Annotated in this window: 21 protein-coding genes and 1 pseudogene; 9 read left to right on the forward strand and 13 right to left on the reverse strand. The window is 70.7% G+C overall.

The features are described from left to right. A pseudogene (locus ENSA5_RS10025) lies at positions 1–467 on the reverse strand (hypothetical protein); the annotation flags it as partial. A 100-nt stretch (positions 468–567) separates the two neighbouring features. On the opposite strand from ENSA5_RS10025, the gene rocF reads away from it, so the two are divergent. Beyond that, positions 568–1,491 carry an arginase gene (gene rocF, locus ENSA5_RS10030; RefSeq protein WP_106391413.1) on the forward strand — a complete coding sequence of 308 codons (924 nt, stop codon included), beginning with the start codon at positions 568–570 and terminating at the stop codon, positions 1,489–1,491. Between the two features lie 10 nt (positions 1,492–1,501). On the opposite strand, the gene ENSA5_RS10035 is transcribed toward rocF, so the two are convergent. Both ENSA5_RS10035 and ENSA5_RS10040 read right to left on the reverse strand, forming a co-directional pair. Further along, positions 1,502–2,569: a HEAT repeat domain-containing protein gene (locus ENSA5_RS10035; RefSeq protein ID WP_106391414.1), complete on the reverse strand. Its 1,068-nt coding sequence runs from the start codon at positions 2,567–2,569 to the stop codon at positions 1,502–1,504. 8 nt (positions 2,570–2,577) lie between these two features. After that, positions 2,578–3,711 carry a DNA polymerase III subunit gene (locus ENSA5_RS10040; RefSeq protein ID WP_181197590.1) on the reverse strand — a complete coding sequence of 378 codons (1,134 nt, stop codon included), beginning with the start codon at positions 3,709–3,711 and terminating at the stop codon, positions 2,578–2,580. A 130-nt stretch (positions 3,712–3,841) separates the two neighbouring features. Here ENSA5_RS10040 and ENSA5_RS10045 point away from each other — a divergent pair, with 130 nt between their 5' ends. Continuing rightward, a complete protein-coding gene (locus tag ENSA5_RS10045) occupies positions 3,842–4,558 on the forward strand; it encodes a PspA/IM30 family protein (RefSeq protein WP_106391433.1) in 717 nt (238 codons plus the stop codon). A gap of 85 nt (positions 4,559–4,643) precedes the next feature. Beyond that, positions 4,644–6,281 carry a hypothetical protein gene (locus ENSA5_RS10050; protein ID WP_146155530.1) on the forward strand — a complete coding sequence of 546 codons (1,638 nt, stop codon included), beginning with the start codon at positions 4,644–4,646 and terminating at the stop codon, positions 6,279–6,281. A 10-nt stretch (positions 6,282–6,291) separates the two neighbouring features. Here the strand turns inward: ENSA5_RS10050 and ENSA5_RS10055 are convergent, their stop codons facing one another. From ENSA5_RS10055 to ENSA5_RS10080, 6 genes are all read right to left on the reverse strand, one after another. Continuing rightward, entirely contained in the window at positions 6,292–6,822 is a 531-nt protein-coding gene (locus ENSA5_RS10055) for a hypothetical protein (RefSeq protein ID WP_106391417.1), read from the reverse strand. A 73-nt stretch (positions 6,823–6,895) separates the two neighbouring features. Beyond that, positions 6,896–8,350: a coniferyl aldehyde dehydrogenase gene (locus ENSA5_RS10060; RefSeq protein WP_258182812.1), complete on the reverse strand. Its 1,455-nt coding sequence runs from the start codon at positions 8,348–8,350 to the stop codon at positions 6,896–6,898. Positions 8,351–8,459: 109 nt separating this feature from the next. Beyond that, positions 8,460–9,719 (reverse strand): MFS transporter, encoded by a 1,260-nt coding sequence (locus ENSA5_RS10065; protein WP_106391419.1) that lies wholly within the window; start codon positions 9,717–9,719, stop codon positions 8,460–8,462. Between the two features lie 12 nt (positions 9,720–9,731). After that, positions 9,732–10,238 carry a hypothetical protein gene (locus ENSA5_RS10070; protein ID WP_146155531.1) on the reverse strand — a complete coding sequence of 169 codons (507 nt, stop codon included), beginning with the start codon at positions 10,236–10,238 and terminating at the stop codon, positions 9,732–9,734. 49 nt (positions 10,239–10,287) lie between these two features. Next, a complete protein-coding gene (locus tag ENSA5_RS10075) occupies positions 10,288–10,998 on the reverse strand; it encodes a sigma-70 family RNA polymerase sigma factor (protein ID WP_106391421.1) in 711 nt (236 codons plus the stop codon). Between the two features lie 18 nt (positions 10,999–11,016). Further along, entirely contained in the window at positions 11,017–11,331 is a 315-nt protein-coding gene (locus ENSA5_RS10080; protein WP_181197591.1) for a PilZ domain-containing protein, read from the reverse strand. 303 nt (positions 11,332–11,634) lie between these two features. On the opposite strand from ENSA5_RS10080, the gene ENSA5_RS10085 reads away from it, so the two are divergent. Continuing rightward, complete coding sequence (locus ENSA5_RS10085; RefSeq protein WP_146155532.1) at positions 11,635–12,144, forward strand: Cif family virulence factor; 510 nt, start codon at positions 11,635–11,637, stop codon at positions 12,142–12,144. Positions 12,145–12,249: 105 nt separating this feature from the next. On the opposite strand, the gene ENSA5_RS10090 is transcribed toward ENSA5_RS10085, so the two are convergent. Genes ENSA5_RS10090 through ENSA5_RS10105 form a run of 4 tightly spaced genes read right to left on the reverse strand, consistent with a single transcriptional unit; the run spans position 12,250 to position 16,376 of the window. Continuing rightward, positions 12,250–13,152, reverse strand: a complete 903-nt coding sequence (locus ENSA5_RS10090) for a phosphatase domain-containing protein (RefSeq protein WP_106391424.1) — start codon at positions 13,150–13,152, stop codon at positions 12,250–12,252. A gap of 2 nt (positions 13,153–13,154) precedes the next feature. Beyond that, a complete protein-coding gene (locus tag ENSA5_RS10095) occupies positions 13,155–14,213 on the reverse strand; it encodes an NAD(P)H-dependent glycerol-3-phosphate dehydrogenase (RefSeq protein WP_106391425.1) in 1,059 nt (352 codons plus the stop codon). Further along, positions 14,206–15,867 carry a 1-acyl-sn-glycerol-3-phosphate acyltransferase gene (locus tag ENSA5_RS10100; RefSeq protein ID WP_106391426.1) on the reverse strand — a complete coding sequence of 554 codons (1,662 nt, stop codon included), beginning with the start codon at positions 15,865–15,867 and terminating at the stop codon, positions 14,206–14,208. Before ENSA5_RS10100 ends, ENSA5_RS10095 begins: the two co-directional genes overlap by 8 nt. A 47-nt stretch (positions 15,868–15,914) precedes the next feature. Continuing rightward, positions 15,915–16,376, reverse strand: a complete 462-nt coding sequence (locus ENSA5_RS10105) for a J domain-containing protein (RefSeq protein WP_181197592.1) — start codon at positions 16,374–16,376, stop codon at positions 15,915–15,917. A gap of 111 nt (positions 16,377–16,487) precedes the next feature. Here ENSA5_RS10105 and ENSA5_RS10110 point away from each other — a divergent pair, with 111 nt between their 5' ends. The 5 genes from ENSA5_RS10110 to ENSA5_RS10130 all read left to right on the forward strand — a co-directional run bounded on the left by ENSA5_RS10110 (position 16,488) and on the right by ENSA5_RS10130 (position 23,855). Continuing rightward, positions 16,488–17,768: an FG-GAP repeat domain-containing protein gene (locus ENSA5_RS10110; protein WP_106391428.1), complete on the forward strand. Its 1,281-nt coding sequence runs from the start codon at positions 16,488–16,490 to the stop codon at positions 17,766–17,768. 23 nt (positions 17,769–17,791) lie between these two features. Beyond that, entirely contained in the window at positions 17,792–18,358 is a 567-nt protein-coding gene (locus ENSA5_RS10115; RefSeq protein WP_146155533.1) for a hypothetical protein, read from the forward strand. 52 nt (positions 18,359–18,410) lie between these two features. Next, positions 18,411–19,631, forward strand: a complete 1,221-nt coding sequence (locus ENSA5_RS10120) for a TRM11 family SAM-dependent methyltransferase (RefSeq protein WP_106391430.1) — start codon at positions 18,411–18,413, stop codon at positions 19,629–19,631. 385 nt (positions 19,632–20,016) lie between these two features. Continuing rightward, entirely contained in the window at positions 20,017–22,806 is a 2,790-nt protein-coding gene (locus tag ENSA5_RS10125; protein WP_106391431.1) for a serine/threonine-protein kinase, read from the forward strand. Continuing rightward, on the forward strand, positions 22,803–23,855 hold the full coding sequence (locus ENSA5_RS10130; protein WP_181197593.1) for a transposase: 1,053 nt from the start codon (positions 22,803–22,805) through the stop codon (positions 23,853–23,855). Before ENSA5_RS10125 ends, ENSA5_RS10130 begins: the two co-directional genes overlap by 4 nt. Positions 23,856–23,911: the final 56 nt, after the last annotated feature.

Here is a 23,911-nt window from a genome sequence, read left to right on the forward strand (position 1 = left end):
GGCTTCTTGTGCTCGCGCAGACCAGGCAGCTCGCTCACCGGGAGCATCGCGGTCCGATCCGGCAGCTCGTCGTCGTCGAAGCTCGACTCGGCGAAGTGGGGCGTGACGAAGGCGGTCTTGTCGGGATCCGCCGACTCGAGGTGCGGCGCGACGATCTGCGTGCCCTCGTGTTCGGGGCACGGAGCGTCGGCTTCGCGGTGGCCGGGGAGCGCGATGAACTCGGTCGGCTCGTAGGGCTCCGCGTCGTCGGGCTCGGGCCGCTCGGTCGGGTTCGCAGGCGCGGGCGCTGGTTTGGGCGCGGGCGTGGGCGCGGGCGCGGAGGTGGGCCGCGGCTGCGGGCGCTCGGGTCTCGGGTTCGCCCCCGCCTGCTGTTGGCGCTTCCACAGCCACAGCGCGAGAACGGAGAAGCCGAGCATACCCGCAAAGCTCAGCACCATGAGGACCAGCTGTGGTGTCTCGAGGGTCACGCGCTCGGCATGATAGCCCAGCTTTGAGTCCCGGCGTCGAGGGGGCGTCAAAGGCGGACGGGCCGCCAAGCTGGTAGATTTGCCGGCCCCAGCCCCGCCAATGGACATCGACATCACCAACGTTCACCTCGATCTCGGCGCCGGTCGGCGCGGGACCGACATGGGTCCGGGCGCCATGCACGTCGCCGGGCTCTCGGCCAAACTCGAGCGCCTCGGTCATCGGGTCGCGAGCGTCCACAGCCTGGTCGTCGACGCCGAGGCTGGGACCGACGAGGGCTCCCCGAACGCGCGCTACCTCCGAGTGATCACCGAGATCTGCAGCGAGCTCGCCGATCGTGTCGAGGCCAGCTGCGAGGCCGGGCGCGTGCCGCTGGTGCTCGGGGGCGACCACGCCCAGGCGATCGGCACGATCAGCGGCATGACCCGCTACTACAAGCGCCGAGGCGAGTGGCTCGGGGTCGTCTGGGTCGACGCCCACACCGACATGAACACGCCCGAGACCTCGCCCTCGGGCAATATCCACGGCATGCCCCTCGCGGTGCTCCTCGGCCACGGCCCGCCGGAGCTGGTCGCGATCGCCGGAGACACCCCCGCGCTCGTGCCCGAGGACGTCGTGGTCATCGGCGTGCGCGACGTCGACCCGAGCGAGATCCCGCTGGTTCGGAGCACCGGGATCGGCGTGTATCCGATGTCAGAGCTCGACGCCCGCACGGTCCCGGTCTGCGTGGCCGAGGCCGTCAAGCGGGTCAGTCGGCGCACGAGCGGGGTCCACCTTTCATTCGACCTCGACGGCGTCGACCCGCTCCACGCCCCCGGGGTCGGCACGCCCGTGCCCGGCGGGCTGAGCCTGCGCGAGTCTCACCTGATCTGCGAGGCCCTGGCCGGAACCGACGTGGTCGTGGGCATGGAGATGGTCGAGCTCAACCCGACCCTCGACCTGCGCAACCAGACTGGCCGTCTGGCGGTGTGGCTGATCGAGTCGGCCCTGGGCAAGCGCATTCTCGGCCGCCGCCCCCGCGCTTGATTGGGTCGGGTCACTCGCGGCGATAGGCGCCGCGGGTGCTCGGCTCGGACTCGTCGCGCTCGAGCTTGGCGAGGTTGGCCCGGGCCTCGGCGACGGCCTCGCGCACGGCCGGCCGCGGGTGCTTGGCGAGGCGCCCGAGCAGCCCCGCGCCGCGCTCGGGCTCGATGCGCGCGAGCGCGTACGCGGCCCGCACGCGGGTGAACGCGGTGACCAAAAAGCCCTTGGAGTAGCGACGCACGGCGGCGGCGGCCTCGGGCGGGGCGTTGCGGCCGAGGACCGCGAGGGCCTCGAGCGCGCGGTCGCGGGTCGCCTGGCGGCGCAGGCCCTCGATCAGGCGGCCCGCGCCCTCGGGTCGGCGCGCCGCGGTCAGTGCCATCGCCGCTTCCCAGCCGATCTCGCCCTTGCCCTCGTCGGTGTCGAGCACCGCCGCGAGCAGGTCGCAGGCCTTGCCACCGGGCGGATCGAGCAGCGAGATCGCGGCGATCAGGTTGGCGCGAACGTCCTTGTGGTCCTCACGCTCGAACGCGGCGAGCAGCTCGGGCTCGACGGACTCGCCGCCGACCTCGACGAGCGCGGGCCCGATCTGGTAGCGGACGTCGGCGCGCTCGTCCCCGACCAGCTCGCGCAGCTCGCTGAGCACGCGCTGATGGAGCTCGCGGGCGCGGTCCTGGGCCTCGGGCGAGACTCCGTCGGGCTCGTCGAGGAAGTTGCGGGCTGCGGCGCCGAGCAGCGAGAGGCAGATGACCCCGCACTCGCGGATGAACATGGCCGCGTCATCGTCACGCTCGAGCGCGAGGGCCTCGAGCGCACGGGGCAGGGCGACCGGCGCCGCGAGCTCGGCGAGCCCGACGCAGGCGAGGGCCGCATTTTGCGGGGCTGGGTCGTCACAGGCGTGGTCGAGGGCGGTCACGACCGCGTCGCGCTGTGGGTGCTCGACGCGGTCCCACCACACGGGCGGGCGGAGGCCGAGCTCATCGAGGAGCGCGGGCGCGAGGTTGCGGATCGCGACGTTGCGGATCTGCGCTTGGTCGTGCTCGATGTCGCGCAGCGCGGCCGCGAGGGTCAGCTCGGTGCCCATGGATCGGCTCAGGCGCCCAGCGACAGCAAGAGCTGCTCGAAGCTCAGGCGGACGTTGGGGTTGCGGGCGAGGTTGCTCTGAAATTGTTGGATGTGCTGCATGTGCCGGGCGAGGGCGTCGTCGCGGCTCAGGGCCGGCATGTTGCGCAGGCCCTCGCGGCCGAGCAGGAGCTCGCGCAGGTGCAGCAGCCACAGCTCGGCGAGGCGCCCGGCCGTCGCGCGCTGGCGGGCCGGTGTCTCCTTGCTCTCGGCCTTCTTCTTCTTGGCCTTCTTCTTCTTTTTGGGCTTCTTCTTGGCCTTGACGACGATGACCTCGTCCTCGCCCTCGTCGGTCACGGCGGCCTCGTTGGGATCGGGGGTTGCGAGCACGGCGGTCCGCCACGCGGCCCACAGCGGCGAGCGATCGCCCGAGAACACCGCTGGCGGCCCGAGCTCGAGGGCGCGCAAGGTCGCCGCGAGCAGCTCGCGGGTTGGCTCGAGGCTCGGGTCGCGCAGGAGCTCGAGGGCCACGCCCGGGCTGCCGTCGGCGAGCGAGACGACGAGCTCGAGGCGCTCGTCGTCGACGGGGGCCGCGCTCGGAGCACGGGCGAGCTCGGCGCTGACGACCGCGCGGGTGTCGGCGAGCGAGAGGCGCTCGAGCGGGATCGTCATGCAGCGGCTCAGGATCGTGTCGAGGATGTCGTGGAGGTTGGTGGCCAGCAGCGCCCAGTGGACGCCGGGGCTCGGCTCCTCGATCGACTTGAGCATCGCCGCCGACGCCTTGGGGTGCATGCGGTCGGCGGGGTCGATGATGATCACGTGGGCGCGGGCCTCGAAGGGCGCGTGCTGGGCCCGGAGCGCGACCTCGCGGGCGGGGCCCGCCGCGATCATGCGGCTCTTGCCCTGGCCCTCGAGCCGGCGCAGATCCGTGTGGCGGCCGCTGAGCATGCGTCGGCAGCTGTCACACTCGCCGCACCCGCGGGCGGGGGCGACGTCGCAGGTCAGCGCGCACGCGAGCCCCCGCGCGAGCGTGGCCTTGCCGATCCCGCGCGGGCCCGAGAACACGAGCCCGTGGTGGAGGCGCTGGCGCTCGATCGCCCGCGAGAGCATCGCCGTCACGCGTGCGTGGCCGACGACGCCTGGAAACCCGTGGTCCTGACCCACCGCCGCAGGGTAGCGCAACGTGGGTCCGACTCGACAGGCTGTGGTCGGACCGGGCGTCGCGGCTTGCGGGCAAATCTCCCACCGGTCACACTTGAGCGGCCCGCCGGCCGCGCCGGCCGCCAGAGATCCGATGAGCAGCCAAGACGGCAAACCAGGCTTCTTCACCCGCATGCGCCGCGCGATCTCGTCGTCGATGGACGACGCGATGGACTCGCTCTCGGACCCCGGTCAGGAGCTCGCGCTGATGCTCGATGACCTCGGGGTCGAGATCAAGCAGGCCGAGGCCGACCTCAAGCAGGCGGTGATCGAGCGCAAGATGATCGAGCGCAAGCAGGTCGAGCTCGACAAGAAAGAGCAGGGCTGGGTGGCCCGGGCCGAGCAGGCGATGAAGCTCGGCGACGAGACCCTGGCTCGGGCGGCGCTCGAGCGCAAGGTCGAGATCGCGCAGGAGCGCCGAGCCCTCGACGGCGCCCTCGTCGAGCAGACCAAGCTCGTCGAGGACATGGGCGATCACATCGCGCGGTCCAAGAAGAAGCTCAAGTCGCTCAACCTGCGCCGGGGCACGCTCATGGCTCAGGCGCGCGCGGCCAAAGGCGGCGGCAGCTCGGCCGCGGCCGTGGGCATGGCCCAGACCTCGCGGATCGACGCGATCGAGGACAAGATCGCGGGGCTCGAGGCCTTCAACGAGGTCCACGCCGAGACCGCCGGCGCCGCGGCCGAAGAGGCCCGGATCGACGCCGAGCTGCGTAAGCTCGAGGGCAGCTCCGAGCTCGACGACGAGCTCGCCGCGCTCAAGGCCAAGCTCGCCGCGGGCGAGCAAAAGGCGCTCGACAGCGGCGAGAGTTGAGGCCGGACCGAGGCCGTAGAAGATTCGCGCGTCGATCGGGCTGCAGGCAGGGCGCCGGGCCGCCCTGACCGGTAGACTCTCGTCGATGAGCGAGCCGCCCAGGTCCCTCGCCGTGGCCCCGCGCTGGCACCTCGCCGCGCTGCTCGGGGCCCTGGCGGTGGTCTTGCTCGCCGCGTTTCCCTATTTCGAGCAGGTCCGCAACGCCAACGAGATCCCGCGCTTGATCCAGGCCATGAGCGTGGTCGAGCACGGCGAGTGGGCGATCGACGGGGCCAGTCGGCGCGGGATCCCGACCGGGCCCGACGTCGCGCGCAGCCCGATCGATCGTCGCCTCTACCCGAACAAGCCCCCCGGCGCGAGCGTGGTCGGGGCCGCCGCCTACGTGCTCGCGCGGCTCGGGCCCGAGCCGCCGACGCTGCGCGAGTTCACGTGGTGGGCCCGGTTGCTCGCCGGGGTCGTGCCCGTGCTGATCATCGCCGCGCTCGCCTGGGGGCGGCTGCGGACCGCGTACGGCGGGGCCGTCAGCGCCGCCGCGATCATCTTGTTCGTGTTGGGCACGCCGATGTTCTCCTACGCCCGGCTGTTCTACGGCCACGCGCTCGCGGCCTGCCTCCTTTACGCGGGCGTGGTGACGCTCGAGGGCGGCCTCGCCCGGGGGCGTCCGGCCGCGCTCGGGTTCGGGGCGGCGCTCGCGGCCGCGGCGGTCACCGTCGAGTACGGGGCCGCGTTCGCGGGCCTCCCGATCGCGCTGATGTTGCTGTGGCCGGTCGTCGGTCCCGAGCGCACGCGCGGGCAGCGACGCGCGGCCGCCAAGCTCGCGACGATCGGCCTCGGCTGCGCGCTGATCCCCGTGGCATTCCTGGCGCTGTACCAGCGCGCCGTGTTCGGCTCACCGTGGGCGACCGGCTACCACCACGCGGCCGACCCGGGCTTCGCCGAGCTCCACGGTCAGGGTCTGCTCGGGCTCGGGTTGCCGCGCTGGTCCAACGTCGTCACGCATTTGCTCTCACCCAGCACCGGGCTGCTGGTCTGGTCGCCGCTGGTCGTGATCGCCTGCGTCGGCCTGGTTCGGCTCGCCCGGCGCGCGGGCCCGCGTCAGCGAGCCGCCCGGCTCCAGCTGGCGATCTTCGTCGTGGTCGTGATCATGGGCCTGGGCCTGTCCTTTCAGGGCGGCTGGCGCGTCGGCCCGCGCTACCTCGTGGTCGCGCTGCCGATGCTGATCCTGGGCCTCGCCGAGTTCATCGACTACTGGCGCGACCACCCGAGCAGCGTGTGGAGCAGCGCCGCGCTGGGCCTGCTCGCCGTGGCCGCGAGCTGGTCGCTCGTCGCCAACGCCTTCGCGGCCACGCTGTGGCCCCACATCGATCCAACCAACATCGCCGAGCCCTTCGGGGCCGTGCTGATCCCCCTGTGGGAGAAGGGCTTGGGCCCCTACGGCGTCCCAACCTGGTTCCGCGGCGGGCTCAGCCTGTGCCTGGTGGTGCCGGTCCTGCTCGGGCTCGGCGCGCTGGTCTGGGCGGCCGGGCGCCGACGTCCGCAGGTCGTGCTGCTGCCGATGTTGTTCGGCGTGGCGATCGGCGCGCTCGGGCTGACCGTCGTCGTGCCTCGCTCGGTCCTGGCCCACGCCAAGACCGAGCGCAATTTCAACTACATCGTGAAGGTCTACGAGCCGCGCGTGCGCGACGGCGAGCGCGTGGTCGGCAAGACCAAGACCCTCGACTGACCCGAGTCGACTACTTGAACAGGTTCCCGCCGAGGGGGTTGTCGTCGTCGTCGGGGTTGAGCTTCTCTTTGTCGTCCCGCGACGAGTCCTCGCGCTCGAACTTGGTCGGCTTGAAGGTCATGGCGATCGCGAGCTTGCCGTCGGCCGACCACAGCGACTGGCGCTTGCGGACCGGGTAGCTGTCCGTGTAGGGCGCGATGATCGACTCGCCGTCGCGATCCCAGGCCAGGGTGACCTCGAGCTCCTTGTCGCCCTCTTCGTGGGTGGCGTCGAGGGTGACCACGTGGTGGTGGCCGGCGCCGTCGAACTCGAAGCGCCACTCGTTGCCGAAGCTGCGCAGCTCACCGCGATGCCTGACGGTCGTGCCGTCTTCCATGCGCAGCTCGATCTTGACCTTCGCGCCGTAATCGTAGGTCTTGCCCTCACCCTCCTCGTCGTCTGCGGCCGCGGCCTGGACCTCGCCGGAGGTGATCAGCGGCGCGACCAGAGCCAGGGGCAGGACGAGTGGGAACGCTCGTACTATTCGAACTAAGGTAGTCACGGTTGCCGATTGTACACGTCGCAATCGGCGCATCAAGTCGGCCGGTCGTGCCGTAGCCGGTCTGGTCCAAAAATTATTTTCCGAGGAAGAATTGAATCAAACGATCCTTGAGCGCCCCTTCGTAGGGAGGGGTGACGAGGTGCATGAGGTTGGGACGGAGCTGGCGGTACACGGCCTTCTTGTGGCTGAAGGTCTCAAACCCGTCGAAGCCGTGATAGCAGCCCATCCCGCTCGCCCCGACCCCGCCGAAGGGCAGCTCGTCCTGTGCGAAGTGGACGGCGGTCGCGTTGATCGAGAGCGCGCCCGAGACCACGCGCGCGCCGAAGTGATCGACCGTCGCGCGCGAGTCGCTGTAGACGTAGGCCGCGAGCGGCCGCGGGTGCGCGTTGATGTAGTCGATCGCCTCGTCGAGATCGGCGTAGGTCTTGATCGGGAGCAGGGGACCAAAGATCTCTTCTTGCATCACCGTCATCGAGTCGTCGACGTCGAGGAGCAGCGTGAGCGCGAGCTTGTTGGCCTCGGCGAAGCGCTCGCTGGCCTCGTCGCCGGGGTTGATCTCGAGCACCGTCGCGCCCTTCTCGCGGGCGTCGTCGAGGTAGCCGAGCAGGCGCTCGCGGTGGCGCGTGTTGATCAGCGAGCTGTAGTCGCGGTTGTCGGCCAGGCGCGGGTACATGTTCGCGACCTCGGCCCGGACACGCTCGACGACCTCGTCGACCCGCGACTCGTGGACGAGGAGGTAGTCTGGCGCGATGCAGGTCTGGCCGGCGTTGTAGAGCTTGCCCAGCATCAGCGAGGAGACGCCCTTGTCGAAGGGGAAGGCGCGGTCGATCAGCGCGGGGGACTTGCCGCCGAGCTCGAGGGTCACGGGCACGAGGTGCTCACTCGCCGCGCGCATGACCAGGCGACCGACGCCGGTCGAGCCCGTGAACAGCAGGTGGTCGAAGGGCAGCGACGAGAACGCCTGGGCGATCTCGACGCCGCCGGTCGCAACGCTGACGTGGTCGGCGGCGAAGGTCTTCGAGATCAGCTCGGCCAGGACCGCCGAGGTCCGTGGCGTCAGCTCCGAGGGCTTGATCATCGCCCGGTTGCCAGCCGCGAGCGCGCCTGTGAGGGGGCCCAGGGCCAGCGAGACCGGGTAGTTCCACGGCGAGATGATCCCGACGACGCCGAGCGGCACGTAGTCGACGCGCGCGAGCGAGGGCCAGGTCGCCCAGTGGGTGCTGCGCCGACTCGGGCGCATCCACCGACGCAGCGACTTGATCGTGTGGCGGATGCCGAGGATCAGCGGGAGCAGCTCGATCCGGCGCGACTCGTCGGGGGAGCGCGTGCCGAAGTCCTCGCCGATCGCCTCGATGATCCGATCTTGGTGGTCGAGGATCATGCCCAGCAGCAGCTGGAGGTGGTGGCGGCGCGTGCGGTAGCTCGGCGGTCCATCGCGCATGAAGGCGGCGCGCTCGAGCTCGAGGGACGCACGCAATTGTTCGATGGTGACGGACGGGGACTCGCGGCGGAGTGCTTGCACGGACATCGGACCTCCAGGCTGTCTCAGCGACGGACGCGGGGACGGGTGAGATGGTGACACGCCAGGCGGACACCATGCCAAACGACCTTCTGCCCCCTGGCAGGCGGGCGCAGCGTCATGCGGCGTCGTCCGCGCTGACGCCCGTCGTCGATCGTCGCAGGGGCCACAGACCGGCCGCGGCGACGAGCTGGAGGACGGCGAGGGTGGCGAACGCACCTGCCCAGCCGAGGGCCACGAGCTTCACCGACATGAGCGGCGCGAGCACCCGCGGGAGGTTGAGGGCCGCCATGCCCAGGACGAACGCGGTGGTCGGCATGGGTGAGCGGGCCGCGGCGACGAGCGCGAGCGCGTGGAGCCCGACGAGCAGCGCGGCCTGCAGCAGCCCCTCGCCGCCGGCGAGCAGAGCGATCACGGCCCGCTGATGCCACAGCGAGGATGAAGCCGCGAAGCCCAGCCACAACAGGCCGAGCCCGGCGGCCGCGATCATGCTCGCGCGCGCCGGCCCGAGCCTGGCGACCAGCGGCCCCCAGCCGAGCGCGCCGACGATCCCGGCGATCGCCGCGACCGGGAGCAGGATCGTGGCGTAGTCGGCGTAGTCCCAGCCCAGGTGCTGAAACAGGAACTCGAAGGACAGCCCCGAGGTCGCGCTGGCGCCGAAGGTCAGGGCCACGAACAACAGCGGGATCCACAGCAGGCGCGCGAGCTCGCCGGGCTCGAGCGGACGCTGAGCCGGCCGCTGGGCGCGGGCCTTGTCCGGTCGGCCCGGCAGCCACAAGAGCGCAGCGGGGACCAGGGCCAGGCCTGCGAGCCACCATGCGGGCGTCGCCAGGCCCGCGACCATGCCGTGGTCGACGATGCGTGCGCCGAGCACCAGCGGCCCGAGCAGCCCGGCCCCGAGCGCGTGGCCCAGGCCCATGGCCGCGGCCGTCCGCGCCTGGCGACCCGCGAGGGTGTCGAGGGCGAGGCCGTCGACGAGGACATCTTGCAGGGCCGCGGCCAGGTTCAGCGCGACCCAGCCAGCCGCGATCCCCGTGAGCGAGCCCGGGCCCCCGCCTTCGCCCCCGGTCCACGCGCTCGCCAGGCCCCACAGGCACAGCGCGGCGCAGCCTTGCAGGGCCGTGAGCACCAGCCCGCGCACGCGCAGCGCCCAGCTCGGGCCGAGATCGAGGAGCAGCGCGACGGCGAATTTCAACAGCCACGGGACCGCGCCGCTCGCGAGGATCCCGACTTGGGTCTCGAGCGGGATCCCGAGCTGCGCGAGGCGACCGAGCAGCAGCACACCGACGGCGGCGACGATGCCCTGGACGAGGTAGGCCGCGCCGACGACGACCACGCAGCGCAGCGCTCTGCTGTCTTCGCTCGCGGCCACCGTCACGGCCCGAGCGTATCAGCGCCGTCGCGCGCGGGCACGCTCGATCGTCACGCCGAGGCTCAGGCCGAGGCCGAGGCAAGCGAAGACCAGCGCCCACGGCCGCGCGGGCCTGGGCTTGGGCGCCTCGACGCTCGCGCGGGGCCGCAGCCACACGTGGATCGCGTCGGGCTCGAGCTCGGGCACGATCGCGGCGCTGAGCTCGACGACCGTGGCCTCGAGCGCGTCCTGATCGACGTCAGCGGGGGCGCGCGCGACCACGACCACGCTGTTCGTGGCGCGCCCGAGCTCGACGTCGACGTGGGCGGGCCCGAGCTCGAGCAGCTCGAGGGCGGCGCCGATCTCTCCGGCCAGCGCGAGCTCGCGGCGGACTCGTTCACCCTCGCGCGTCGGGACCAGGCGCGCGTCGCCGTACAGCGCCTGCTTGCCGGTCTCGCTGCGCACGGGGGGCGAGCGCTGCGGCTCCTGGCAACCGACCACGCTCAGCGCGATCGACAAGGCCCACCCGCTCACACCCGTGCGCACGGGCCGAGCATCGCGCAGCCCGACGTGGCGACCAAGAAAGCCGCGATCCTCAAGGCCGGGCTGGCGACCAGTCTTGGGCGCGGGCGCGCTTGGTCAGGCGATCGAGGATCTTCGCGTGGCGCCGCGAGATCGTCGCGATGCTGGTATCGAGCTCGACGGCCAGCTCCTTCATGGTCCGGCCGTGGATGTAGATCGCCTTGATCAGCTGGTGCTGCTGGGGCTCGAGCTCATCGACGAGGGCCCACAGACGCGAGCGCGCGTCGGCGTCGAGGAGCAGCTGCTCGGGGTCGGGCTCGTCGGCCACGGCCCGCTCGACGAGGCGACCGTCGGGCTCGGACAGGCGCACGGCGAGGGCCGCTCGGCGGACGAGCTCGCGGGCGGTCTCGACCCGCTGCTCGAGGGTCTGCCTGTGGCCGCTGGCCCGGCGCGCGTCCTGATCTTCGGCGGCCTGGCTGAGCAGCGCCTGGGTGGTGGCGAGGCGCTGGAGCGCGCGCTGTTGCTTGCGCCGCCCGGGTGTTCGCTTGCGGACCGCGTCGATCATCGCCCCGCGGACCCGGTAGTGGGCGTAGGTCGCGAAGCTCGCCCGGCTGCTCGGGTCGTAGCGCATCGCCGATCGAACCAGGGCCTCGTTGCCGACGCTCTCGAGCTCGTCGACGCTCATGACCGCGACCTTGCGCGCGACCTGGCGGGCGATCTTGCGGACGAGGTCGGTGTGCCGCTCGACCTTGGCGGCCTGCTCGTCGCTCAGGGGCGGGCTCATGGTCAGACTGGCCCTCGCTCAGTGCGCCTGCGCCTCACGGATTTGCTTGCGCAGCGCCCACTTTTGTTCGCTGCTGATCTCGTGGAAGCGCACGCCCATGTCGCGCTCGGTCGCGCGCACGACCAGACCCGCGACGGGGACGCTCGCGCCGGACTGGGGGAAGCCGAGCACGAGCTGGAGCTCGCGGCCCTCGGGCTCCCACGCGGTGGAAGCGAAGCGGCAGCCGCCCAACGAGATGTCCGCGAGCGGGTGGGCGAGCACGACCTCGCCGCCGATCACGTCGGCGGTCACGTTGAGCCGCAGGCGGGGGTGGACGCGTTCCTCGTTGCTCACGCGGGGCATCATAGCGAGGCCTGGGGGGCGGACAGGCGGTGACACTGTACATTTGGCATACGCGCAAGTGACGCGATGACGACCTGACCCGCGACGATGGACTCGATGCCAGATCGTCAAACAAAGCGCATCGGCCGTGGCTGGCAAGTCCTTGAAAATACACGCTTCTCATTTTGTCCAGGCTGGTCACTTGCTTGCAGCGACGGGGAATGGCAGTTGGGCTGCGGCCCGATGCGATCCACCGTCACGATGTCAGCACGCGCGCACGACCCCTCTACCTCCCGCCTCGCGCGGGCTCTCACCGTGATGATGACGCTCGCGCCCACGCTCGTGGTCCCGGCCGGAGCGATGCTCGCGACCGCGGGCTGCAGGGCCGAGCCGACGATCCCCGGGACCGAGATCCCCGACACCCAGGACAACCGGCAGATCATCGCCGTGCTCGAGCGCTACCGGACCTCCTTCGTCTCGCGCGACGCCGCCGCGGTGCTCTCGACCGCGCACCCGACCTACTACGATCACGCCGGGACCGACGACCCGAGCGACGACACGACTTACACCGAGCTCGGGCAGCTGCTGCGGCGCCGGCTCTCGCAGCTCGACTCGATCCGCTTCACGATCGACTACCTCGACGTCCACGCGACCGGGGATCGAGCCGTGGTCCGGGTCTGGATCGACGCCAGCTTCCGCTTCAAGCCCTTGCTCGACTCCTTCGGTGAGCCGCGCCAGTCGCCGCCCTACGCTCGGGTCATGGATCACTCGGAGTTCGAGCTGGTCCGCGAGGGCGAGAACTGGCTGATCGTCCGCGGGCTCTGAGCCGTACCCGAGCTGGCCGACGCCACCCTCGACGCCGACGAGGTCGTCGACGCGGCCGAGCTCGGGTCGCCCCGCTCGCTGCGGGCAGCCCCAGGGGCAGGGGGGTCAGCGAGAGCAGGCGAGCTTGTCCCGCGGGGTCCACCAGCCCTCGGGGTCGGCGGCGGCGCGACCGAACACGACCTCGCCCGCGCCCTCGACCCGATCGCGCCCGCGCGCGCTGATCAGGCCGCGCTCGCACAGCAGCCGGGCCGCCGCGCCCGCGCTGGGGTAGCCGACGACGCGGGGGTCGTAGGCGAGGATCCGGCGGCCGTCGGGCTCGCGCACGAGGTTGATGTGGATCGCGTGGACCCGCTCGCGCGCGGGCAGGTCGGCGGCGAGGGTGGCCACGTCTTGGGCGTAGTGACGCAGGACGCCGAGCCTGACCTGGGTGTCGATCAGCCGATCGCCGCGCAGCCGGCCCGCGCAGATGTCGGCGAACATCGAGTAGATCAGCGCGTCGCGCTCGGCGTCGTCGCCGAACATGTAGATCCGGGTCTGCTCGGGGAACGCCCGGGCGAGCAGCAGCAGCGCGCCGAGCTTGAACGCGGTGTGCTCGCGGAGGCTGCCAAACTCCCGGCGACGAAAGACCTCGAGCTGATCTTTGTAGGTGATGCCGTCGAACTCGATCCCGTCGATCAGCATCTTGCGCTCGATCGCCTTGCGGATGAAGGGCGGGCTGGCGGTGATGAAGAACAGCGGCCGGTGCTCGCGGCCGCTCGGGCCCTCGCGCAGGGCGTGGAGCAGCGCGGTCGTGCCCGGCAGCGCGCGCTTGTCGACCGCGAACTCGAAGGGGATCTTGAGCATGCCCTTGACCTGCGAGATGCGGGTGTCGAGCCAGGTCTTGTCGATGTCCCAGATGTACGCGGGCCCGTCGTAGGTCGGCGCCAGGGTCCGCTGGAGCTTGCGGACCATGGGGAAGGGCGAACGAATCAGCTCGTACTCGGTGTCGTCGTCGTCGCGCTTGGCCATGGTCAGGCGCCCTTCGCCGCCGCGCGGACCAGGGTCGGATCGATGTCGTCCTGGACCGCGGCGGCCATCAGCTCGCCGAGCCCCGCGCGAGGATCGAGGCCCTCGTGGACGACTCGGTAGACCCCGTGCATCAGCGGCGAGCGTATCTTCAGCTGGGTGGTCAGCTCGTAGGCGATCTTGCAGGCCTTGACGCCCTCGGCGACCATCCCGAGCGACTCGATGGCCTCGGCCAGGCTCAGGCCCCGGGCCAGGGCGGCGCCGACCCGGTGGTTGCGGCTGATCGGGCTGGCGCAGGTGACCATCAGATCGCCGATGCCCGCGAGGCCCGAGAAGGTCATGGGGTCGGCCCCGAGCGCGACCCCGAGCCGGGCGATCTCCGACAGCCCCCGGGTGATCAGCAGGCTCTTGGCGTTCTCGCCCAGGTCCATCTGCGTGGCCATGCCCGCCGCGATTGCGATGATGTTCTTGAGCGTGCCGCCGAGCTCGACGCCGACGACGTCGGTGTTGCTGTAGACCCGCAGCTGAGGGCTCTTGAGGTGGGCGCGGGCGACCTCGATGACCCGAGGAAAGCGCGAGGCGAGCACGGTCCCGGCCGGCTTGCCCTCGACCATCTCGCGCGCGATGTTGGGCCCCGAGAGCACGCCGATCTGACGCAGGCAGGTCTCCTCGAGCACGATCTGGGTCATGCGCTTGTAGGTGACCAGCTCGATGCCCTTGGTCGCGTGGACGGCCAGCTGCGAGGGCCGCACGAGCTCGCCGAGCTGCTCGCAGACCGAGCGAAACGCCTGCGAGGGCACGACGAGGAACAGGAGCGGGACGTCGCGCACGGCCGCGGCGAGGTCGGCGGTGGCCCGGATGTTGTCGGACAGGCTCAGGCCCGGGAGGTAGCGCGAGTTTTGGTGGCGCTCGTCGATCTCGGCGGCGAGCTCGCGGTTGCGGGCCCAGAGCGTGACCGGGAAGCCGTTGCTGCCGATCAGGTGGGCGATCGTGGTGCCCCAGTTGCCCGCGCCGAGGACCGAGACGCGCGGGGTGGTCTCGTCGCTTGTCGTGTCGTCAGCCATGTCGTGCTCCCCCGGATCCGATCGAGCTGACGAGCGTCGGTGCGCCGCGCAGCCCGTAGCCGTCGAGGTGGTTGCGATAATAAAACAGCAGCTTCGCGTCGCACACGTGCAGGCGCACACCCCGGCGTTCGACGACCGCTTTGGCGTGGTAGGTCCCGAAGCTGCGCAGGGCCGCGCGGACGAGCTCGGCGACCTCAGCCCGGGCGGCGGCCTCTCCGACGACGGTGCTGAGGCGAATTTGATCGGCGCGCGTGCGTTGGTCGAGCTCGTCGAGCAGGGCCACGATCTCGCGCTCGACCTCGGGCATGGCCAGGCTCTGCTCGGGCCCGACCGAGCCGAGCAGGCGGTAGAGGTCGAGCTCGGGCCGCCCGCGACGCAGGAGCTCGAAGCAGGCGAAGGCGAGGACGTGGGTCGGGTGGACCACGTTCTCGGTCGAGAACTCGCGCAGGATCCGCTGCTCGAGCGAGCGGGTGTACTCGGCGTCGCGGATCGGATCCTCGACGAGCTCGCCGTCGACCTCGAGGTAGCCGCGGGGGTCGATCGGCCGGCCCCTCGGATCCCGCGAGGCCCCGTCGCCGTCGACCTCGTTGCCGAAGGGGTCGAGGGCGTGGCCGAAGCGGATGTGGATCTTGAGATCGAGCGAGAAGATCCCGCGCAAGAAGTCGAGCCAGCGCTCCCAGCGAGAGAACTCGTCGTCGACGATGATGTAGCGAGACTTGCCGGCCTCGGCCAGCCAGTCCTCGATCAGCGTCGAGGCCTCGAGCACCAGCGGGTAGGAGATCGTGCACGGGACCACGTAGATGTCGGGCTTTGCCCGGCCGCGGATCAGGTTGTTGCGGTAGGCCGAGACCGAGCAGCCGAGCAGGCCCTTCTTGAGCGTGCGCTCGATCGCCCCGGACCGGCTGCGGGTCCCACCCGGGAAGAACAGGTTGTCCTGGCCGAACTCGAGCGAGACCGAGGCGTAGGCCTTGAGGGTCTGCTTGTAGAGCGGGTCACGCTTGCGTCGGTCGACCGTGTAGGCGCCGAGGTTGTGCATGAACTTGCCGACGATCGGGTTGCGGAACAGGTTGAGCCCGGCGCCGTAGGTCAGTGGCGGCAAGCCGAGGGCGTGGACCGCGAAGCCGATCACGAGCGAGTCGAGGTTGGAGCTGTGCGTGGGCGTGACGACCAGGGTGCCGCGCTCGCGGAGGCGGCCGAGGTTGGCGATCTCGCCCTCGATGATGACGTGCTGCTCGAGCCGGGGGATGGTCTCGCGCTCGAGCAGGCGCCGCGGCGACAGCCCCGTGAGCAGCGCGCTGAGCATCGGCGGGCCGACCCGGGCCGCGAGGTTGTAGAAGGTCGGCGAGAACCGACCGGCGATCTCGTTGGCGTAGCGGTGGACGATGCGCTCGAGCAGGCGGCGCTGCTCGGCCTCCGAGACCCGCGGGAGCTGGCGGCGGATGTCGGCGTAGAATTGCTTGTCGGCGATCGTCTCTTCGTCGGTCGGGTCGGCCTTGCTGAGGCGGTCTTGCTCCCACCACAGGGTCTCGTTGATCGTCTCGGCCAGCGAGCGCGCTCGCCCGGCTTGGAGCCCCAGGGTCGGCGCGCTCACGCGCTCAATGATCCGCCCGGTGACCTCCGACACGACCTGAGCGACCTGTTCCACGCTGAGCATCGGCCGCGAGGATAACCCGGCCCGAACGCCCGCTCGGTCGCTCCGGACTACCGGGGCCGTCGGCGTTTGCGGTTGGCTCGGTCGGCGACGGCCTTGGCCGCGAGCCCGAGGCCGGTGACGAAGGCGGCCACGCCAACGCCGACGAGGAGGCGGCCGATCGAGACGTCGCGGAGATCGACTTCGACGCGGTGTTCACGCTCGTTGGGGTTGGTGAAGTCGCTCGTCGGGGCCTGGCCGCCAGTCCAGCGCGGTGGTGCCATGCCGATCTGCGCGGCGGCGTGCCAGCGGGCGCGCTCGCGGTCGAAGATCATGCGACGGGGCTCATCGAGCAGGGTCTGCTTGGCCCGGGTCAGCAGGATCATCCGCTCCTTGGCCTCGATGTCATCGGGGTTTTGATCGGCGTGATCGCGGACCATGCAGGCGCGGTAGGCCGCCTTGATCTCGGCCTCGCTGGCCCGAGGGTGAACTTCGAGCAGCTCGTAGTAGTCGACGAACACCGTGGCCGTCACGGGCCTAGCCTGGCATGGTCGGGTCCTGAGCGCGACCCGTGAGCGCGACCCGAGCTTCGGACCCGGGGCATTGGCATTGGCATCCGCGTCGAGCCGGGGCACTCTTGGTACGTGAAACTAATTTTCCTAACGGGGAGCCGTGCAAGGGCATGGTGCGCGGGCCTCGCGTCGTGCGCGCTGACCCTGGGGGCGTGCGGAGATCCCACGGCGGGCCCCGAGGATGGCGGGTCGAAGGCCGACAGTGGGACGGGCGACACCGATGGCGACCCAGGTGATGGAGACGGCGAGGGCGACCTGGGGGATGGCGACGGCGACCTCCCGGGCGAGGATCCCTGCGACGCCCCGGAGCCCGGTGAGGTGTGCTTCAACGACGGCGGCTTCTTGTCCCTCGGCGTCCCGCCGACGACGGTGATCATCGATCACATCGACGCCGACGACGAGCTCGACCTGCTCGTGTCGAGCATCGCCGCCTCGGGTCTGCGCGTGGTCCTTGGCCTCGGCGGTGGGCAGTTCGCCGCGGAGCCGGTCGTGACCAAGGTCGGGCTTGGCGTTCGCGGGCTCGGGACCGGCGACTTCGATCGAGACGAGCTCACGGATCTGGCGATCGCCAACATCTTCGCGCCCACGGGCACGGGCGTGGCCTACGGGGACGGGACCGGCGGGTTCGCGCCGCCGCCCTTCGCTAGCACGGGCGAGACCCCGCGCGCGGTCGCGGTCGGACTGATCAACGCCGACGAATGGCTCGACGTCGCGGTCGCCGACGAGTCCGGCGACGCGGTCTACGTCCTGCTCAACGACCAAAGCGGCGCGCTGCCGGACATCACGAGCGTGGCCGTCGGCGCCGAGCCCTACGACCTCGGGATCGCCGACCTCGACGCGGACGGGGCCGCCGACCTCGTGACCGCCGATCGCGTCGACGCGACGCTGAGCGTGGCCTGGGGTGACGGCGCGGGAGCATTCGACCCCGTGCAGTCCGAGGCTGTCGGCGCCGGGCCGCGCGGGCTGGCGATCGCCGACCTCGACGGCGACGAGCTGCCCGACCTGCTGACCGCGAACTTTGACGCCGACACGATCTCGCTGGTCCGCAACCTCGGTGATCGTGGCTTCGCGCCGGCCGAGTCTGTGACCGTGGGCCCCGAGCCCTACGCGGTCCTCGCCGCCGACGTCAGCGGCAACGGGCGCCTCGATCTGATCTCCGCCGACTCTGGCGCCGACACGATCACGGTCTACCCCGCGGTCGACGCGGGCTACGGACCGCCGCTGTACTTTTATGTCGGGTCCTCGCCCTTTGATCTGGCCAGCGCCGATTTCGACGGGGACGGCCGGGCTGACCTCGCCGTCGCCGTGTTCGGCGCAGCCACGCTCACCGTCATGCTGACTGGCGCAGGCTGAGGCCGTCACGGTACATTCCGGCCATGCGAGGAACCTGGCTCATCACCTGCTGCTTCGCGTTGGTGGCCTGCGACAAGGGCGACGACACCAAGAAGCGAGACGATCTCGAGGCCGCGGGCGCGGCGATGCTCGGGGGCGGCAAGGACGACAAGACCAAGGCGATCGAGGAGAAGGCCGCCGAGGAGCGGCGCAAGGCCTTCGAGGAGAAGAAGGCCAAAGAGGCGGCCGAGACCGCCAAGCTCGACGCGATCGTCTCCCGGGTCGTGAAGGCCGGCGACAAACCGTCAAAAGACCTGGAGACGGCCTGCACCGCGCTGATCACGATCTACGAGGACTGGGTCAAGGCCATCTACTTCGACGACGACGGCTTTCAGCTCGACTTCTTCGACCACAAAAAGAAGAACCTCGGCGTCGTCAAGGCCAAGTGCGCCAAGCTCCAGAGCATCCCCGCGACCGACTGCATGATCGAGGTCATCAAGGGCGTCAGCGCCGAGGACTTCAGCGAGGACGACGCCAAGGTCGTGCAGGGTCGGCCCGAGTATCTGTTCGACGCGTGCGCCAAGCAGTTCGCGCCCGAAAAGATGCAGTAGCTGTCGCCGCCGGGTTGCGTCGCTTCGGGGCTTGGCGCACAGTCCCGCGACCATGGCCGGGAAGCGACAGGCGCTGTCCAGTGTCGGCGGACCGGTCGAGGCCCGCGGCGATCGGGCGTTTCGTTTTCCCCTCGTCGAGGCCATGCGCGCGCAGGACGAGAGTCGCGACGCGCTCGGCCTGACCCACGGATTTCACGCCTACCCGGCGCGCATGCACCCGGCGATCGCGCGGGTGATCCTCGAAGAGCTCTCGCTCGGGCCCGGGTCCGAGGTCCTCGATCCTTTCTGCGGCAGCGGCACCGTCGCCGTCGAGGCGCTCGTCGGTGGGTGGCGCTCGCTCGGCAGCGACATCGATCCCCTCGCCCTGCGCCTGGCCCGGGTCAAGACCGATCGCCGCGGCCCCAAGGCGCGGGCGCGCTTCCTCGATCGCCTCGGCGCGGTCGCGGCTGCGTCGACGCGTCGGGTCCGCGAGCGCGTGGATGTTCGCGCGCGGCTCCAGGCCAAGGAGCGCAGCTGGTACGAGGTCCACGTGCTCAAGGAGCTCGCGGGCTTGCTCGAGGAGATCCGCGCGGTCCGTGATGAGCGCGATCGCCTGGCCCTCGAGATGGTGTTCTCGGCGATCGTCATCAAATTCTCCCGCCAGCGCTCCGAGACCTCGGCGCGGACCTCGGTCAAGCGCGTGCGCAAGGGCCTGGTCACCGAATTCTTCGTGCGCAAGGGCGAGGAGCTGGCCAACGCGTGGGCCGAGCTGTCGGCGGCGATCCCGAGCCCGCACCACGCCCCCCGCTTCGTGCTGTCGGATGCGCGTACGCTGCCACACACCCTTGCGGGTGAGTATCGGTGCGACCTGGTGCTGAGCTCACCACCCTACGGGGGCACCTACGACTACCTCCATCACCACGCCCGGCGGCACGCGTGGCTGGGCATCAACCCCAAACAGCTGCGCGACAAGGAGATCGGCGCGAGGCGCCATCTCTCGCAGGGTCCACGCGCTAGGGCCAAAGCCGAGCCGAGCTCGCTCGCGCGCTGGGACTCGCAAAATCGCGCCGTGCTCGAGTCGATCGCGGAGCTGCTGCGGCCCGAGGGGGTCGCTGTGTTGCTCGTCGGCGACGCGGAGGTCGCAGGACAGCGGGTCGCCGCTGACGCGCAGCTCGAGCGACTCGCGCCCGATGCCGAGCTGGTGGTGGTCGCGGTCGCGTCCCAGGCACGCCCGGATTGGCGTGGCGGACGGCCGCGCAGCGAGCACCTCGTCGCGCTGCGACGATCCGGCTAGAATTTCGTTCAGCCGGGGAGAGCTTCGATTTTCACCGAGGGACGAAGCGCGTTCAGCTCTGTGCTTTGTGTAGTCACCCCGGCAGTCGATACGATAATTTGCCCGTCGCGGGGTGGGGTGACAGGCCGAAATTGGCGACAGTTCAACCTTCCGCGCGTTTAGCAGATCGCCGTTCAGGGCGCGTTGGCAGAGGCTGTTCGAGGGGGTGCCCTTCGGGGAGACGATCGGCTCACGGGCCGGACAAGGTGCATTCGGATGCACAGCAATGTGGACATTTGGTCACACTCGGCGCGTTTTGCCCCAAGTGTGGCCACTGACAAATACTCGCGCGGAGGGCCACTTTGGCTGCGTGATGTGCTAGCTCAGAGGTAGTCCCGGAGAGCCCTTGGACAGCGACGAACTCAGGTGGACCGAGCCGAACGACCAACCGGTCGAAGGCACGCTCGTCGGTGGCGCCGTCGACCCCGACGGGGCCGAGGTCGAGTTCGATCCGGGGGTCAAGCTCGGTCGCTACGTCGTGCTCGCGCACATGGGGTCCGGCGGCATGGGGGTCGTCTACGCGGCCTACGATCCCCAGCTCGATCGTCGGATCGCGCTCAAGTTGATGCACCAGCGTGGCGACGACGCGAGCCAGGCCGAGCGCGCGTCGCGACGGATGCTGGCCGAGGCCAAGGCCATGGCCCGGCTCAACCACCCCAACGTCATCAGCGTCCACGACGTCGGGACGATCGGCCAGCGCGTGTTCATTGCGATGGAGTTCGTCGAGGGGGTGCCGCTGTCGGAGTGGATGCGCGCGCCCAAGCGCGAGTGGTCGGAGCTGCTCGAGGTCTTCACCAAGGCCGGCCGCGGGCTCGAGGCCGCCCACGCCGCCGGGCTCGTGCACCGCGACTTCAAGCCCGACAACGTGCTCGTCGGCGCCGACGGTCGAGTCCGGGTGTTGGACTTCGGGCTCGCGCGCAGGGTCGATGGCGAGCGCGCGGTGGGTGAGCGTCGTGATCGCGAGGCCGGGACACCCGCGTACATGTCTCCCGAGCAACACCTCGGCACCGCGCTCGACCACCGCGCAGATCAGTTCTCGTTTTGTGTCGCGCTCTACGAGGCGCTCTACGGCGAGCTGCCCTTCTCGGCCAAGACCCGGCTCGAGCTCGCGCTCGCCGTCACCGACGGCCGCGTCGGCCCGGCGCCCAAGCGGGCGTCGGTGCCCAACTGGATCCGCTGGGCCCTGCTGCGCGGGCTCGACCCCGACCCCGAGGGGCGCTGGGAGGACATGGGCTCGCTGCTCACCGCGCTGAGCCGCGACCCCTACCACAAGCTGCGCCGAACCATCGTGTGGTCGAGCTCCGCCGTCGTGGCCCTGGCCGTGGTGATCTCGGCCATCGTGTTTGTCCGCGGGCGCGAGCCCGAGCTCGTCGAGCCCGCCGCCCAGTGCACCAGCGCGTCCGCGGAGATCGCCGAGGTCTGGGACGACGAGCGGGTCGCGGCGGTGCGTGCGACCTTCGCCAAGCTCGACGCGCCCTGGGCCGCGCAGCTGTCGAGCGAGGTCGAGACCGGCCTCGACGCGTGGGCGCGGCGGTGGGAGGCCATGCACCGCGAGACCTGCGAGGCCACGGCCAAGGGGACCCAGTCCGACACCATGCTCGACCGTCGGATGCTGTGCCTCGCCAAGCGCCGGGCCGAATTCGGCGAGTTCGTCACGGTCCTGACCGGGGCCAAGGCCGAGACCCTCGCGCGCGCCGAGGAGGCCGTGCGCAAGCTGCCCTCGCTCGACAGCTGCCGAGCCGAGGCGATCGAGCTCGACGAGCACGAGCCCGAGCGCAGCGAGGCCGAGAAGCTGCTGCTCGAGCGGCTCGAGCGCAACCTCTACCGCGCCCACAGCCTCGAGATGACCGGAGCCTTCGACGACGCGCTGCCGCTGGCCAAAGCGGCCGTGGACCAGGCTCGCACCCTCGAGGATCAAGGCCTGCTCGCGACCGCGCTGCTGACCCAGGCCCAGGTCGTGATGGCGACCGGGAGCCACGAGGCCGCCACGCCGCTGCTCGAGGAGGGCGAGTTTGCGGCCGAGCGCGCTGGCGCCGATCGCCTGCGCGGCGAGATCCTGATCGCGCTCGGCCGCGTCGACGCCACGTCGCGTGACGCCGAGGCCGCGCTCCGCCGCGTCCGCGAGGCGCGTGCGGTGCTCGATCGCGTCGGCGCGGGGCCGGTCGAGTACGCCGAGCTGGCGGGGGTCTCGGCCCTGGCCTCGGCGGCCGCTGGACAGTTCGAGCAGGCTGAACGCGAGGTCCGTGGGGCGATCGCCTCGCTGGCCGAGGTCGAGCCGCCGCCTGTCGAGCTCGCCCAGCTTCACGGCAGCCTCGGCGTGGTCCTGCGTCGGCTCGGCCGCTACGACGAGGCTCGGCAGGAGCTCGGGCGCGCGCGCGAGCTGTGGGCGGGCTACTACGGCGAGCAGCACCCGACGATCGCCGAGATCCTCCTCGAGCTCGCGCGGGTCGACGCGGGCCAGGGCCGCCACGAGTCTGCGATCGTTGGTTACGAGGCCGCGATCTCGGTGTTCGAGCAGGTGTTTGGGGCCAGCTCACTCGACGTCGCCCACGCGAGCGCGGCCCTGGCCGTCAGCCTCGGGCAGCTCGGGCGCTATGAAGAGTCGCTGCGGGAGCATCAGCGCGCGCGGGCGATCTTCCGGGCTCAGGGGGACGTCGCCATGGTCGAGCTCGCCAAGGTCCTCGACGCCGAGGGCGTGGTCCGGCGGGAGCTCGAGCAATTCGACGAGGCGCTGTCGCTGCATCAGCAGGCGCTGGTGATCCTCGAGCGCGCGCGTGGGACTCGGGGCTTTGGGGCCGGGGATCTGATGCCCGTGCGCGAGCACCTCGGTGAGGTGCTGATTGTGCTCGGGCGGAGCGAGGAGGCGCGCGCACACCTCGACCTGGCGCTCGAGCAGATCGCGGATGGGCTGGCCGATGCGGGGCCCGAGTGGCAGCCAGGGCTCGAGCAGGGGAGGGCGCGTATCGCGGGCCTGCGGCTGCTCGCGGCCAGGGCGTGGGCGGCCGGGGACAAAGCGGATCCCGAGCACGCGCTGGAGCTGGCTCGGGCCGCCCGCGAAGACTACCTCGCGCTCGCGCGCGCGGACGCGGTCGCCGAGGTCGACGCGTGGATGGCTTCGCTCGACGGTGGGGATTGAGCCTCTCGCTGGGGCAGGGAAGGGCTCCCGAAGAAAAACTGCAAAGGCCGAGCTACGCGGCCGATGGAGCTGGTGTGACCCCACCACGCTCGATCCACGAGGAGCAGACTGCCTTCATCACCTGCCGCGCCGTGGGGCGGAGCTTTCGCTTCGTGCCGACCGAGAAGGTCGCGGAGACTCTGATGTTCGTCCTCGCCCACACCTGCTCGAAGTTTCCCGTCTCGGTTCACGAGGTGGTGTACATGAGCAATCACTTTCATCTGTTGATGACCGCGCACACGAAGTGCATTCCCCAGTTCATGGAAGAGCTCAACTCGCTCGCTTCGCGCGCGTTGAATGCGATCCGGGGGATCTCGGGGACGAACATCGAGAAGGGCTACAATCTCGTCGAGCCTCAAGACGCCGAGAAGTTGATTGAGCACGCCGTCTATACGCTCACGAACCCGTGTTCCAGCGATCTCGTGACCAAGGCTCGGCACTGGAAGGGCGTGACGACTGTACGAATGCGCTACGGTGACGAGCTCGTGTTGCGAAAGCCACGGTACGGGATCTGGGCGCCGAAGAAGTCGGTCGAGAAGAAGCGAAAAGCGGCCAAGAAGCGCAGGCGCCGGGACGCCCGGACTCCTTCGGAATGCGGCCGGAGCCGTATCCCCGCGACCGCGAGGCTTCGACTCGTGCGACCCGCCATTCGGCCCGAGTTGAGTGATGACGAGCTCCGGGACCTGGTGCTCGAGGGGGTCGAGGCGCGGGAGAATGTGCTGGAACTCAGGCGGCGGAAGGCGGGGAGGAAGGTCCTCAAGATGCGCGTCGTCAAGGCGCAACATTGGGCGGCGATGCCTGGGGCCGAGGATCTGTTTGGGGTGCGGCCGACGGTGTCCTCGACAGACAAGTGGAAGCGCATCGCGGCGCTGCAGCGTAAGAAGGAGTTCGAGGAGGCGTATGCGGAGGCGAGGGAGCGCTGGCTCGGCGGGGAGAGGGATGTGGAATTTCCGCGGGGGACGTGGTTGATGTGGCGCCGGTATGCGGCGCGATGCGCCGGTTGCTCGTAGGGGTTGTTGGGGGTGGAGTTGGGCGGGCATGGCGACCCGCCTGCTGGTGCTGGTTG

Origin of the sequence: Enhygromyxa salina, from assembly GCF_002994615.1 — a bacterium.
GTDB lineage: Bacteria > Myxococcota_A > Polyangia > Nannocystales > Nannocystaceae > Plesiocystis > Plesiocystis salina_A.